Here is a 13,560-nt window from a genome sequence, read left to right as displayed (position 1 = left end):
GCCCCGCCTTGTCTTGAAGTCCGAATCCGAGCAGTCTCGATCTAATCTATCGTCTGGCCCGGCCCGGCGGCACAAGACATCGATCACGCAGCCGCCAGAGCCGATGCCGGCTGCGGGATGACCACCTTGGTCTCGGTGGCGATCGTCGTGTGCGTGGGCGGGGTCGTGGGCTGGTCGTGGCCGGTACGGAGCGTATCGCGGACATCGAGCAACACGTCGGCGATCTCGACTTCCAGCGCATCGCAGATCGCAGCCAGCAGTTCGCTCGACGCTTCCTTCTGGCCGCGTTCGACTTCCGACAGATAACCCAGGCTGACCCGGGCACTGGTTGATACCTCACGCAACGTACGGCCTTGATCCATCCGGACCCGCCGTAGGCTGCCACCGAGTGCTTCCCGCAGGAGCAGTGCCATATGAGTCCTCCTCAACACGTCAGTCAGTCCAACGCCGCACGGGCCGAATCCGTTCCCGAACCGCCGAGCGCTGTGCAGCAGATCCTCCCGAGCGCTTCGTCCGTCGACCGTGTGGTCGAGACTAGACGAAGATCCCGGCCATCGCCGCGTAGCGACACCGGTAGAACCCCGATGCCGAACGAACCGCGGATCACCTACCGGTTCGGTCCGTCCGGCGCGCGGCAGCTGCGTCACGGCGACGCTGTGCCCGCTTCGCCAGCGCCTGCCAGACATAGTCGACACCGGTGACGACGGTCGCCACCAGCGCGGCGGCCATCACGGCGATCGCCAGCCAGTGCAGCGGCCCGGGCAGCGGCAGGATGAACAGTCCGATGGCGATGGCCTGGAGCAGCGTCTTGAGCTTTCCGCCCCGGCTCGCCGGGATCACGCCATGTTGCAGCACCCAGAAACGGAGCACGGTGATGCCCAGTTCCCTGGCGAGAATGACGATGGTGACCCACCACGGGAGCTCACCGAGCACGGACAACCCGATCAGGGCCGAACCGATCAGCGCCTTGTCCGCGATCGGGTCAGCTAGTTTGCCGAAGTCGGTGATCAGGCCCCGTTGACGGGCGATACGACCGTCGTAGTGATCCGTCACGGCGGCGAGGGCGAACACGCCCCACGCCGTCGTGCGCCACCACGGGTTGTCGCCGTCGTCGATGAACAGGACCACGACGAAGACGGGGACGAGAACGATGCGGAACATCGTCAGCACATTGGCAAGGTTCATCACGGGCACATCAGTGCTGACCGGATCAGAGATCGGGTCGGGCTCCGGCTCGTTCACCTGCCGCCGTAAACGATCAGCCACGGGCTGCACCTGATTCCGGTGATAAGAATTGCCCAATGCCCACGACCACAGGATAGGCGGAGGCCCCGTCGCCCAGGGCCCTGGGTATCGGCCCGGCGCGGACGACGGCCCACCGGCCCCGATGTGCCCGCGTATTACTGTTCATCCATGGCACCTCCCGACAGCTCGGCACACGAGCATGCCGCGACATCTGGACCGGCCGACCTTGCCGGTCACCACGATTCCCCCGTTTCACGAGGCGACGTGAGTGTGCGCCGTGCCCGCACATCTGACGTGCCCCGTATCAAGGAACTCATCGATCAGTACGCCGGACGGATTCTGCTCGAGAAGAATCTCGTGACACTTTATGAGGCCGTCCAAGAGTTCTGGGTCGCCGAGATCGATGGCACGGTGGTCGGCTGCGGCGCACTCCACGTCTTGTGGGCAGACCTCGGTGAGGTCCGCACGGTCGCGGTCGACAAGTCCTACGCGGGGCGCGGGATCGGCCATCAGATCGTCAGCCGGCTGATGGGCATGGCACGGGAGTTGCAGCTTTCTAGGGTGTTCGTCCTCACCTTCGAGACCAGCTTCTTCGCCAAACACGGCTTCTCCGAGATCGCGGGCACGCCGGTGACCGCCGAGGTGTACGAGGAGATGTGCCGTTCCTATGACGCCGGCGTCGCGGAGTTCCTGGACCTCAGTTACGTCAAACCCAACACACTCGGCAACACCCGAATGCTCGCCAACCTCTGAAAGGTCGAACAATGCCGCTGTTCAGCGTCGAATACACCTACCCCGTCCAGTTCGCCGACGGGCGCGACACCACTCGACCCGACCACCGCGCCTGGCTGTCGAAGCTGAACAGCGAAGGTGTTGTGCGGATGGCCGGTCCGTACGCCGATGGAAGCGGCGCGCTGATCCTGCTCGACTGCGCCGACGAGCAGGCGGCCAAGGACATCTTGGCCGCCGACCCGTTCGCGGTTGCCGGCTACGTCGGTGAGGTCCGGATCAACAAGTGGGTCAGTGTTTTTGGTCCGTTTTCTGACTGACCGCCTGTTTGTCGGCGCGTCCCTCGTCGAATCGCGTCTTCGCCAGGCTGGCAATGGTGGTGATCACGAGGGTTCCGACGATCACGCCCAGCGACAGCGGGGTCGAGATTTCCGGCACCTTGACGTGTTCGCCGCCATTGATGAACGACAGCGTGTTCTCGTGCAAAGCGTGCAACACCAGCTTGACGCCGATGAAGCCGAGGATGAACGACAGTCCGAACGACAGGAAGACCAGCTTGTCGAGCAAGCCGCCGAGCAGGAAGTACAGCTGGCGTAGACCCATCAGCGCAAAAGCGTTGGCGGTGAAGACGATGTACGGCTCCTCCGTGAGACCGTAGATGGCCGGGATCGAATCCAGGGCGAACAGGACGTCGGTGAACCCGATGACGATCAGGACCATGAGCATCGGGGTCGCGAGGCGCTTGCCGTTCTCCTTTGTGAACAGCTTGTCGCGGTCGTAGTTGTCGGTGGTCCGGAGCGCCTTCTTCACGAAGCGCTGGATGCGGCTTTCCCGTTCCTCTTCGACCTCTTCTTCGTGCCCGGACTCACGCAGCAGCTTCACCGCGGTGTAGATGAGGAATGCACCGAAGAGGTAGAAGACCCACGAGTAAGCGTTGATGGCGGCCGCACCGACGGCGATGAAAGCACCGCGCATCACCAGGGCCATCACGATGCCCAAGAGCAGAACCTTCTGCTGGTATTCACGCGGTACCGCGAACTTCGCCATGATGATGACAAAAACGAAGAGGTTGTCGACCGACAGCGCCTTCTCTGTGATGAATCCGGCGTAGTACTCGGTGCCCGAGGTGCCACCCCATTTCCACCACACGAAGCCACCGAAGATCAGGGCGAGCGCGATGTACACGGCCGACCACGAGCCTGATTCCTTCAACGAGGGAGCGTGTGGGGTTCTCACGTGGGCGAAGAAGTCGAATATGAAGAGTCCCAGGATCACCAGACAGGTGATAATCCACACGAGTGGTGATACGTCCACGCAGCCTCCAGCAGCAGTTTCGGAAAAGTAAAGACCACTTTACCGAAGGATCGAACCGGCCACGGACACACTGATACCGTCGCCCACTCCGCCCTCGCAGTGCAGGTGTGGGCCAGACCCGAGGCATGAACGGCTACGTCTGGGATTCTCCTGCAGCAGAGCATGTTCCGGCGGTCACAGCGCAGTTACGCTGCGACCCCCGTGACATCACCCGGTCAGACTTTTCGGCTGGTGAGACTTTGCCAACACAACAAAACGGCCACCGCAACGAAATGGGTACGGCTAATCGTCCGCGTCGTCCGACGTGTCACCGCCGCCCGTGATCGAGGCGATCACCCCGGCCAGGTCTTCGGGTTTGACGAGCACATCTCGTGCCTTCGAACCCTCGGAGGGTCCGACCACTCCCCTGGTCTCCATCAGATCCATCAGCCGTCCGGCCTTGGCGAATCCGACGCGCAGTTTGCGTTGCAGCATGGACGTCGAGCCGAACTGACTGGACACGACCAGTTCGATCGCCTGCAGCAGGTCGTCGAGATCGCCGCCGATATCGGAGTCGATGTCCTTCTTGTCCGAGACCTTCTGAGCCGTCACACCCTCGGTGTAGTCCGGTTCGCTCTGGTCCTTGGCGAAGTCGACGACGGCCTGGATCTCTTCGTCGGTGATGAACGCACCCTGCATACGTATGGGTTTGCTCGCGCCCATCGGGAGGAAGAGTCCGTCGCCCATACCGATCAGCTTCTCGGCGCCCGGTTGATCCAGGATGACCCGGGAATCGGTGAGCGACGAGGTGGCGAACGCCAGCCGCGACGGGACGTTGGTCTTGATCAGACCTGTCACCACGTCGACGGACGGCCGCTGCGTGGCCAGCACGAGGTGGATACCAGCGGCACGCGCCTTCTGGGTGATACGGACGATGGCGTCCTCCACATCACGCGGAGCGGTCATCATCAAATCGGCGAGCTCGTCCACGATGGCGAGGATGTACGGATACGGCTTGTAGACCCGCTCCGATCCCAGCGGTGTGGAGATCTCCCCCGAGCGCACCTTGCTGTTGAAGTCGTCGATGTGACGAACGCGCGAAGACTTCATGTCCTGGTAGCGCTGCTCCATCTCCTCCACGAGCCACGCGAGTGCCGCGGCAGCTTTCTTCGGCTGCGTGATGATCGGGGTGATCAGGTGCGGGATGCCCTCGTAAGGGGTGAGCTCGACCATCTTGGGGTCGATGAGGATCATCCGTACCTCGTCGGGAGTGGCCCGGGTCAACAGCGAGACCAGCATCGAGTTGACGAAGCTCGACTTACCGGAACCGGTGGAACCGGCGACGAGCAAGTGGGGCATCTTCGCGAGGTTGGCGGTGACGAAATCACCTTCGATGTCTTTACCCAGACCGATGACCAGCGGGTGCTTGTCCTTGCGCGTCGACCCGGCGGTCAGGACGTCGGCGAGCCGCACCATCTCGCGGTCGCTGTTGGGGACCTCGATCCCCACCGCGGACTTACCCGGGATGGGTGCCAGCAGCCGCACGTTGTCGGTTGCCGCAGCGTACGAGATGTTGCGCTGCAAGGCGGTGATCTTCTCCACCTTCACACCTGGTCCGAGTTCCACCTCGTACCGCGTGACCGTCGGCCCCCGGGTGAACCCCGTGACGGCCGCGTCGATCTTGAACTGCTCCAGGACTGCCGAGATGCGGTCGATCATCTCGTCGTTGGCCGCGCTGCCGAGCTTGGGCGGGTCACCCTCGATCAGCAGGCTGGCCGGCGGAAGCCGGTAGTCACCTTCCACGGCCTTGTCGACGACCAGTGCATCGTGGCCGCTGCCGGAGTCGAGATCAGGTTCGGGCTCGGGCTCGGGCCGCACCGGTTTCGGCGCAGGTTTGGGCATCGCGCGCTTGCGGACCGGCTGGGCGCCGACCGGCGGTGTGCTCAGCGCTTCGGTCACGGCAGCAGGCACCGGCTCGTCTTCGATGATGGGTTCGGTCAGTGCCTCACCCGCCGTGACCGCAGTGGACTGGCGTCGACGCGCCGGCCGTCGCAGAGTTTCGGTCGCCCGGGTCGCGTTGTCGTCGGGCGGATAGTTGTCGTACGGATCGCCGAAAGCTGTGTCTGCGTAACCACCGTCTTCGTCGTCGTCCACGTCTTCGTCCCAGTGGTCGTCGACACCGAGCCCGAGGTAGGCACGGGTGACGTCGACCAGTTCACGCACCGTGAGACCGGACAGGAGCAAGAGCCCGAAGGCCAGGCAGAGCAGGAGGATCGGCACCGACAACCACGCCGTCAGGCCGTCGGTCAGCGGACCACCTGCGGCCATTCCGAAGAATCCGCCGGCGTGCTGTCGCTCGGAGAAGTCCGTGGGTGCACCGGCAAAGATGTGCCACAGCCCGACGATGGGCAACGCGATGAGCAGGCCTGCGCCGATGCGCCGAGCGCGACCCGAGGGATCGGGTCCGTGACGCATCAGGATGAAACCGCCCACCAGGAGAACGATCGGGAGAAGTACCGCAGCCGACCCGATCAGCGCGCGAGTCGCCGAGTCCACGAAAGCACCCACCGGGCCGCCCGCGCTGAACCACACCGACGCGACCACGACGATCGACAGTGCGATCATCACGAGCGCAACACCGTCGCGTCCCTGTGTGTGAGGGTGCTCAGGTCGCGGGGAGAACGATCCGTCCGCGTCCCCGCCCTCGTCCCATCCGTCGTCGGCTCCGTACACGCGCTCGTCGTAGTCGGGATCGCCACTGCGTGAGCCGGCGCGTGCCATCGCGCCGACACCCTTGGCGAGCAGACCCCACCCGGCGCCGACGCCGCTGCCAACGGACTTCACCACGGACTTGCGCGGGCGGGCCGAGGCACGAGATGTTGCGCCGGAACGCGTGGTGGGGGCGCGCTTCGCTCCAGCCGACGTGCGGGTGGACGGCCGGCTCGCAGCCTTCTGCGCCGGCTTTGTGCGGCTCCCGGCGCCCGCCGACGACCCCTTCTTGGGAGAGGCCTTCCGGGGTGCAGCCTTGGTGGCACCGGCCTTCTTGGCCGGGGCGGCGCCGGAGCGCGCGGAACTACGACCCGACGCACCAGAACGACGGGCGGTGGACTTGGTTGCCATGGCTGACAGCCTAGTCGGCAACTGTCACAGCTACCTCATCTGCAACACGCGTATCGGGCTATGTGTTGAAATCGAAACGCTAGAGTCCGCGTTTGGCCGATTTGACCGCAGCGACAGCATCGGCGTCGCCGGCGTATTCGACCAGTGTCTCGTGACGCCCGAACGCGAACAGCAGCAGCTCGAGGGGACCACCGGTCACCGTGACCTGCGGCCCCCGGCCGCCGGTGGCCAGTTTCTCTCCGTCGGTGGTGATCATCTCAACGGTGGCGGGCGACTTCGCGATCGCGCGCTTCCCCATCGCCTTGAGCGGTACCCGAATCGCTTTCTCGGTTGCCGGGTCGAGGTCTCTGGGTTCCCAGGGTCCGCCCGCACGCCGGACGTCCTCGTGGTGGACGAACATCTCTGTCACGTTGGCGAAGCGGTCCACCAGCTTGAGCGGCGAGTACAGCGGAGGACCCGCCGCGAACTTGGCGAGCATCGCGTCCCAGTCGTCGCGCGCGGCCTGGTCCTGGGCCGATCGGGTCCGGCCCGCCAGCGCCGGGACGAGGATGCCGGGCATCGCATCGAGCCGGTACTCGCGGACGATCATGTGAGCGGTCAGGTCTCGGGTGGTCCACCCTTCGCACAGCGTCGGGGCATCGGGGCCGACGCTGCGCAGGGTGGACACCAGCGCGGCGCGTTCATCTCGGGCAATGGTCATGCACACACCCTATGAGGTGCGGCGTCGTCAGTCCGTCGAAGACTCGCTGACGGTCATCACGGTCGGCACGATCATGGGGCGTCGCCGGTACTTGTCGGCGACCCAGCGACCCACCACACGACGAATCGTCTGGGCGATCCGATGAGTGTCCGTGACGCGTTCGACCGCCATCTGCGCCAACGCCTGATCGACGAGGTCGCCCGCCTCTTTCAGCGCGGTCGGATCATCCGAGAATCCTCGTCCGGAAACCTCGGCCGGATTGATCGCCCGGCCGGTGTCGGCGTCGATCACCACGGCGATCGCGATGAAGCCGCCTTCGCCGAGCACCAAACGCTCCGACAGCGTCGACTCCCCCACGTCTCCCACCGAGAGTCCGTCGACGTAGACGTAGCCGACAGGGACACGGCCGGTAATCTGGGCGCGACCATCGATCAGATCCACCACCACACCGTCCTCGGCGAGGACCACGGCCTCCGGCTTGACGCCGGTGGCAACCGCCAGTGCTGCGTTGGCGCGAAGATGCCGCCACTCACCGTGCACGGGCATCACATTGGAGGGCCGGACGGCGTTGTAGAGGTAGAGCAGCTCACCGGCCGATGCGTGACCCGACACGTGCACCTTGGCGCTCTGTTGGGTGACCACGGTCGCCCCGCGGCGCGCCAGGCCGTTGACCACCGCGAACACCGAGTTCTCGTTGCCCGGGATCAGCGAGGACGCCAAGACGACCAGGTCATCCGCGCGGATGTTGATCTGCCGATGCTCACCGCGAGCCATCCGTGACAGTGCCGACAGCGGTTCGCCCTGCGATCCGGTGGAGATCAGGACCAGCTTGTGGTCGGGAAGTGTTGCGGCCGTGTCGAGATCGACCACCACACCGTCGGGCACCCGCAGGTAGCCGAGCTCCTGGGCGATCTGCATGTTGCGAACCATCGAGCGTCCGACGAAGGTCACCCGGCGCCCGTGTGTGTGGGCCACATCGACGACCTGCTGGATGCGGTGCACATGGCTGGCGAACGAGGCGACGATCACGCGCTGACGGGCCTTGCCGATCACCTGGTCGAGCACCCCACCGATCTGGCGCTCCGGTGTGACGAACCCGGGTACCTCGGCGTTGGTCGAGTCGACGAGGAAGAGGTCGACGCCTTCGTCGCCGAGGCGGCTGAACCCTGCGAGGTCGGTGAGCCTGCCGTCCAGCGGCAGCTGGTCGAGCTTGATGTCACCGGTGTGCAGAACAACGCCTGCGCCGGTCCGGATCGCCACCGCGAGAGCATCGGGGATCGAGTGGTTGACCGCAAAATATTCGCATTCGAAAGGTCCGTGCGTTGTTTTCTCGCCCTCGACGACCTCGACCAGTTTCGGACGCTGGCGATGTTCGCGGCACTTGGCAGCGAGCAGGGCGAGGGTGAACTTCGACCCGATGACGGGGATCTGCGGACGCAGTCGCAACAGGAACGGGACCGCACCGATGTGGTCCTCGTGGCCGTGGGTGAGGATGATCGCCTCGACGTCGTCGATGCGGTCTTCGATGTACCGGAAATCAGGAAGGATCAGGTCGACACCGGGCTGGGCGTCCTCGGGGAAGAGCACACCGCAGTCGACGATGAGCAGACGCCCGTCGTACTCGAAAACGGTCATGTTCCTGCCGATTTCACCGATGCCGCCGAGGGCGACGACCCGCAGGCCACCGGCCGGCAGCCGCCGCGGAACCCCGAGTTTCTCGGTGGGATCAACGATCTTCGGCTCGGACCGCTTGTCTGCGACGGCTTTGCGTCCGCCGCCTTTGCGGTCTCGCGAAGGCCGCTTGTTGCCGGAGGTGTTCGAACCGGCGGCCTTCGGGGCCTTGGTCGCCGGCGCCGACTGTTCCCTCGGAGCAGAAGGAGCGGATTGCGGGTTGTTCACGGGTTCTTGGGCTTTGGCCACAGGTTGCTTCGACTCGATTTTCTCTACACGGGGCTCTGCCGGCGGTCCGGCCTTTCGGATGACTCGTCCCCGGCGGCGGGCTGGCTCGGCGGATTCAGCGCCGGACTGTGAGGTCATGACAGCACCTTCGCGACGCGCAGATCGGCGATCAGGGCTTCGATCTGGGGGCCGGTGGCGGCACCTGCGGCAGCCTCGGGTCTCCGACATCGAGACCGAGGATGCGCAGTGCGGCCTTGACCATCGTGACGCCGCCGAGTCGGCCCATCGCATTGACGAGCGGGATCATCGACACGTTCAGTTCGCGGGCGCGGACCAGGTCGCCTTTGTTCACCGCGTCGAGCATGTCGCGCAGCCGATCGGGTACCAGGTGCCCGATGACGCTGACGTACCCCGCCGCGCCGATCGACAGCCAGGGCAGGTTCAGCGCGTCTTCTCCGGACAGGTACTGCAGCCCGGTGTCGGTCATCAACGACGCCGCCGAGTTCAGATCGCCCTTGGCATCCTTGACACCGACGATGTTCGGGTGGCGCGAGAGTTCGAGCAGTGTGCGGTGTTCGATCGGCACCACCGAGCGCGGCGGGATGTCGTAGAGCATCACCGGTAGGTCGGTGGCATCGGCGACCGCTGTGAAGTGTGCGAGCAGTCCGGTCTGCGGCGGCCTCGAGTAGTACGGAGTCACCACCAGGAGGCCGTGCGCGCCGAGTGCTGCCGCCTCTTTCGCGAACCAGACGCTTTCGCGCGTGTCGTAACTACCGGCGCCCTGCACGATGCGGGCCCGGTCGCCGACCGCGGCGAGCACAGTCTTGAGCAGATCGAGTTTCTCAGCGGGCGTCGTCGTCGGAGACTCGCCGGTGGTCCCGGAGACCACCAGCCCGTCACACCCGCCGTCCACGAGCTTCACGGCGAGTTCGCCGGCCCGGTCCAGGTCGAGCTTTCCATCGACGGTGAACGGGGTAACCATGGCAACACTGACAGTCCCGAAAGGGAAGCTCTGCGGTTGCGTCTCACCGGTGGTCATGGTGGCTAAGGTTACCGGAGGCCCTGTGCCGATCCCGCATCCGCGGCGCCGTCAGAGGTCGGCCGGGCTCGGCCCGACTCTCACCCCTCCAGGACAAACGGAGACGTCGCCACTTCCGACCCATCGGAGAGCCGCCCGATCTCGAAGTCCCCGAACACGGTTGGGGCGATATCGAGCAGCTGACGCAGGCACTCGATGGCCAGCTGACGGATCTCCACGTCGGCGTGTTCGGTGGCCCGCATACCGATGAAGTGCCGCCAGGCGCGGTAGTTGCCGGTGACGACGATCTTGGTCTCCGTGGCGTTCGGCAGGACCGCACGTGCGGCCTGACGGGCCTGCTTACGCCGCAGGATGTTGTTGGGCACATCGGAGAACTTCTCTTCGAGTGCCGTCAGCAGTTCGGCGTAGGCCGCGCGGCTGGCATCGGTGGCCGAGACGAACAGGGCTTCGAGTTCGGCGTCGCCCCGGATCGCCGGAGGGCAGACGACATTCGAATCATGTTCGGGCACAAAGCGTTGCGACAGCTGCGAATAGGAGAAGTGTCGGTGGCGGATCAGCTCGTGGGTGCACGACCGGGAGATCCCCGAGATGTAGAACGTGACCGTGGCGTGTTCGAGCAGTGACAGATGCCCGACTTCGAGGATGTGACGCAGATATCCGGCGTTGGTCGCGGTCCGCGGATTCGGCTTGTCCCAACTCTGGTAACAGGCGCGCCCGGCGAACTCGACGAGGGCTTCACCGCCGTCCGCATCTGTGGTCCACGGCACGTCGGTCGGCGGGTCGAACGACGACTTCGCCACCAGTTGCACCTTCAATGGCACCAGTTCGGACACCGCATTCCTCTTTCTTCGTGTTGGAGCACCGATTGTCCCCTTCACCGCCCCGGACCCGATGGTCGGGCCGAGGACGGGTTCAGAGTCGAGCGTGCACGGCGGCGGTGAGAGAGGCTGCCAGATCGCCCCGCGAACCGACCTCGATCCTGCTGACGCCGAGCCACTGTGCCATGTCCAGCAGGTCCGCGGCCAACGCGGCGGCCACCTCCAACGGATCGGCCCGGCTCTCACAGAACGCGCCGAGGACCAACAACTGATCACCTGCCCGGTCGGTCTTGAGGTCCACCCGAGCCACGAGCCGCTCGCCCATCAGATACGGGAAGACGTAATAGCCGTGCACGCGCTTGGCCTCGGGAACGTAGATCTCGATCCGGTAGTGGAAATCGAACAGCCGCTCGGTACGGGGCCTGAAGAACACCAACGAATCGAACGGGCTGAGCAGGGCCGTACGTTCGACCTTTCGCGGTAGTCGCGCGGCGGGGTCGAGGAATGCCGGCTTCGCCCAGCCCTCGACCTCCACCTGCTGAACACGCCCGGCGGCGACGAGATCGTCCAGTGCCTCGCGGGCCGCCTGCGGCTTGAGACGGTAGTAATCGCGGATGTCGACCTCGGTGCCGACACCGAGCGCGGTCACCGAACCGGCGACCAATTCGCGGATTGCCTCGTCCCGAGGCACGGTGACCTCGGCGTGCTCCCCGACGATGTTCTCGGTGAGGTCGTAATACCTGGCGAAGCCACTGCGTCGCACCGCAGCCAGCTCACCCGCAGCGAACATCACCTCGCACAGGTACTTCACGTGGCTGCGGTCCCACCAGGTGCCTTTGCGCGTCCGCTTCGCGTGGCCGAGATGATCTTCGAGCATCCCGCTCGTGCAGGGCCCCAACTCGGCGACCGCTTCGCGGATCTGCGTGCGCATCGCGGCGGCTTGTGGGTCACCGACTGCTTCCCTGTAGCGCCCGTGCTGGAAATCGTCCATCCGCCAACGGAAGAGCGGCCAATGCTCGATGGGAATCAGTGCGGCTTCGTGTGCCCAGTACTCGGCCAAGAGCGCGGGACGACGGGCGGTGGGTTCCCACGCGGCCTGTTCGAGGAGGCCGCGATCGTAGAAACCGAGCCGGCTGTACAGCGGCATGTAGTGAGCCCGTACGGCCACGCTGACCGAGTCCATCTGGAACAGGCGGATTCGGTCCAGGACGCGCTGCAGGTGACGCCGGGTCACCGGACCCGCTGGTCGGCGGTCCGCGAAACCCTGTGCGGCAAGGGCGATTCTGCGTGCCTGCGCCGCCGACAGCGATTCAGCCCGGGTTCGTCGAACGGTTGTCACGGCGACGCCGAGTACCGAAGGAATCGATAGCGGACACCGGTGGGCGACTCGAGCCAGCCTCCGTCGGATTCCAGCACCCATCGGCCGGGATCGATCGCGGGCGCCCAGGTGTCGGCATCAGACACCTCGAGGTCGATCTCGGTGACATACGCCTCGTGCGCCGATTCCATTGCTGCGCGGTAGATCTCACCACCACCCATGACAAAGACCGTGTCGTCGAGGTGGAGTCCGGCGTCAAGGGCGTCGCGCACGGTCGGGTGGGTCTGCGCCCCGTCTGCGGACCATTGAGCATTGCGGGTGACAACAAGATTGGCCCTACCCGGCAGAGGACGGAAGCGAGCCGGGAGGGAATCCCAGGTACGCCGCCCCATCACCACCGGGTGCCCGCCGGTGATCTGCCGAAAGTACCGTTGGTCCTCGGGCAGATGCCACGGTATGTCGCCACCACGACCGATTGCCCCGTCGGCAGCCTGAGCCCAGATGAGTGCGATTGTCATCGGCGAACTAGACCGCCACCGGCGCCTTGATGCCCGGGTGGTAGCGGTAGTCCAGGACCTCGATATCGGAGTATTCGTAGTCGAAGATGGAGTCCCGCCGCGCCAGTGACAAGCGTGGGTAGGGGTACGGGTCGCGTTGGAGCTGGGTCGTTACCTGCTCGACATGATTGTCGTAGATGTGGCAGTCGCCGCCGGTCCAGACGAACTCGCCGACGCCGAGGCCCGCCTGCTCGGCCATCATGTGGGTCAGCAGCGCGTACGACGCAATGTTGAACGGCACCCCGAGAAACAGATCAGCGCTGCGCTGATAGAGCTGGCACGAGAGTTTGCCGTCGGCGACATAAAACTGAAAGAACGCGTGGCAAGGAGGCAGAGCCATCTGCGGTATCTCGCCCACGTTCCACGCGGAGACGATGTTGCGCCGGGAGTCGGGGTCGCTGCGCAGCAGCTCGAGCGCGGCGGAGATCTGGTCGATGTGTTCGCCGGACGGGGTCGGCCAGCTGCGCCACTGCACGCCGTAGACCGGTCCGAGCTCGCCATCGGCATCGGCCCACTCGTCCCAGATGGTCACGCCGCGGTCCTGCAACCACCGCACATTCGAATCGCCACGGAGGAACCACAGGAGCTCGTAGACGATCGACTTCAGGTGCACCCGCTTGGTGGTGATGAGCGGGAAACCCTCGGCGAGGTCATATCGGAGCTGATGACCGAACAGGCTCCGGGTGCCGGTACCGGTGCGGTCGGCTTTGGGCGTTCCCGTGTCGAGCACGAGCCGAAGCAGGTCCTCGTACGGGGTTGGGATCTTGGCCGCGTCCGTCACGGGGTCAAGTCTAGGGTGCGCCGGACTCGGCATCGTTTCCGCGTGTCGCCGCGACGAACCA

The 13,560-nt window shown here is 65.2% G+C and carries 12 protein-coding genes and 1 pseudogene; 2 read left to right on the top strand and 11 right to left on the bottom strand.

The window, feature by feature from the left end:
• Positions 1–83: 83 nt before the first annotated feature.
• Together MVA47_RS15500 and pgsA are read right to left on the bottom strand one after the other, a co-directional pair.
• Positions 84–413 (bottom strand): helix-turn-helix domain-containing protein, encoded by a 330-nt coding sequence (locus tag MVA47_RS15500; protein ID WP_023959688.1) that lies wholly within the window; start codon positions 411–413, stop codon positions 84–86.
• A gap of 190 nt (positions 414–603) precedes the next feature.
• Positions 604–1,266, bottom strand: coding sequence for a CDP-diacylglycerol--glycerol-3-phosphate 3-phosphatidyltransferase (gene pgsA / locus MVA47_RS15495; protein WP_247208577.1), 663 nt, complete (start codon positions 1,264–1,266; stop codon positions 604–606).
• A 147-nt stretch (positions 1,267–1,413) separates the two neighbouring features.
• On the opposite strand from pgsA, the gene MVA47_RS15490 reads away from it, so the two are divergent.
• Together MVA47_RS15490 and MVA47_RS15485 are read left to right on the top strand one after the other, a co-directional pair.
• A complete protein-coding gene (locus MVA47_RS15490) occupies positions 1,414–1,998 on the top strand; it encodes an amino-acid N-acetyltransferase (RefSeq protein ID WP_247208576.1) in 585 nt (194 codons plus the stop codon).
• A gap of 11 nt (positions 1,999–2,009) precedes the next feature.
• Positions 2,010–2,294 carry a YciI family protein gene (locus MVA47_RS15485; RefSeq protein ID WP_247208575.1) on the top strand — a complete coding sequence of 95 codons (285 nt, stop codon included), beginning with the start codon at positions 2,010–2,012 and terminating at the stop codon, positions 2,292–2,294.
• On the opposite strand, the gene MVA47_RS15480 is transcribed toward MVA47_RS15485, so the two are convergent.
• From MVA47_RS15480 to MVA47_RS15440, 9 genes and pseudogenes are all read right to left on the bottom strand, one after another.
• The gene (locus MVA47_RS15480; RefSeq protein WP_247208574.1) at positions 2,266–3,288 is read right to left on the bottom strand and encodes a TerC family protein; all 1,023 of its coding nucleotides are present in this window, start codon (positions 3,286–3,288) and stop codon (positions 2,266–2,268) included. The two genes, MVA47_RS15485 and MVA47_RS15480, sit on opposite strands and share 29 nt — an antisense overlap.
• 282 nt (positions 3,289–3,570) lie before the next feature.
• Positions 3,571–6,387: a DNA translocase FtsK gene (locus MVA47_RS15475; protein ID WP_247208573.1), complete on the bottom strand. Its 2,817-nt coding sequence runs from the start codon at positions 6,385–6,387 to the stop codon at positions 3,571–3,573.
• A 79-nt stretch (positions 6,388–6,466) separates the two neighbouring features.
• Positions 6,467–7,087 (bottom strand): TIGR03085 family metal-binding protein, encoded by a 621-nt coding sequence (locus MVA47_RS15470; protein WP_247208572.1) that lies wholly within the window; start codon positions 7,085–7,087, stop codon positions 6,467–6,469.
• 27 nt (positions 7,088–7,114) lie between these two features.
• On the bottom strand, positions 7,115–9,124 hold the full coding sequence (locus tag MVA47_RS15465; RefSeq protein ID WP_247208571.1) for a ribonuclease J: 2,010 nt from the start codon (positions 9,122–9,124) through the stop codon (positions 7,115–7,117).
• Positions 9,121–10,025, bottom strand: a pseudogene (gene dapA / locus MVA47_RS15460) (4-hydroxy-tetrahydrodipicolinate synthase). The gene MVA47_RS15465 and the pseudogene dapA overlap by 4 nt, the downstream one beginning before the upstream one ends.
• 80 nt (positions 10,026–10,105) lie before the next feature.
• Positions 10,106–10,858, bottom strand: a complete 753-nt coding sequence (thyX, locus tag MVA47_RS15455) for an FAD-dependent thymidylate synthase (protein ID WP_062797859.1) — start codon at positions 10,856–10,858, stop codon at positions 10,106–10,108.
• Between the two features lie 79 nt (positions 10,859–10,937).
• Entirely contained in the window at positions 10,938–12,182 is a 1,245-nt protein-coding gene (locus MVA47_RS15450) for a winged helix-turn-helix domain-containing protein (protein ID WP_247208570.1), read from the bottom strand.
• Complete coding sequence (locus MVA47_RS15445) at positions 12,179–12,679, bottom strand: dihydrofolate reductase (protein WP_247208569.1); 501 nt, start codon at positions 12,677–12,679, stop codon at positions 12,179–12,181. Before MVA47_RS15445 ends, MVA47_RS15450 begins: the two co-directional genes overlap by 4 nt.
• Positions 12,680–12,686: 7 nt before the next feature.
• The gene (locus MVA47_RS15440) at positions 12,687–13,532 is read right to left on the bottom strand and encodes a thymidylate synthase (protein ID WP_247208568.1); all 846 of its coding nucleotides are present in this window, start codon (positions 13,530–13,532) and stop codon (positions 12,687–12,689) included.
• Positions 13,533–13,560: the final 28 nt, after the last annotated feature.

This window comes from Williamsia sp. DF01-3 (assembly GCF_023051145.1).
Taxonomy (GTDB): Bacteria; Actinomycetota; Actinomycetes; order Mycobacteriales; family Mycobacteriaceae; genus Williamsia.
The sequence above is the reverse complement of the archived record's forward strand: the minus strand, read 5'-3'. Positions and strand labels throughout refer to the sequence as shown.

Excerpts from the sequence above, each read along its gene's own strand:
- MVA47_RS15445 (WP_247208569.1), bottom strand. The coding sequence starts at position 12,679 with ATGACAATCGCACTCATCTGGGCTCAGGCTGCCGACGGGGCAATCGGT.
- MVA47_RS15485 (WP_247208575.1), top strand. The coding sequence starts at position 2,010 with ATGCCGCTGTTCAGCGTCGAATACACCTACCCCGTCCAGTTCGCCGAC.
- MVA47_RS15470 (WP_247208572.1), bottom strand. The coding sequence starts at position 7,087 with ATGACCATTGCCCGAGATGAACGCGCCGCGCTGGTGTCCACCCTGCGC.
- MVA47_RS15500 (WP_023959688.1), bottom strand. The coding sequence starts at position 413 with ATGGCACTGCTCCTGCGGGAAGCACTCGGTGGCAGCCTACGGCGGGTC.
- MVA47_RS15475 (WP_247208573.1), bottom strand. The coding sequence starts at position 6,387 with ATGGCAACCAAGTCCACCGCCCGTCGTTCTGGTGCGTCGGGTCGTAGT.
- MVA47_RS15490 (WP_247208576.1), top strand. The coding sequence starts at position 1,414 with ATGGCACCTCCCGACAGCTCGGCACACGAGCATGCCGCGACATCTGGA.
- MVA47_RS15465 (WP_247208571.1), bottom strand. The coding sequence starts at position 9,124 with ATGACCTCACAGTCCGGCGCTGAATCCGCCGAGCCAGCCCGCCGCCGG.
- MVA47_RS15440 (WP_247208568.1), bottom strand. The coding sequence starts at position 13,532 with ATGCCGAGTCCGGCGCACCCTAGACTTGACCCCGTGACGGACGCGGCC.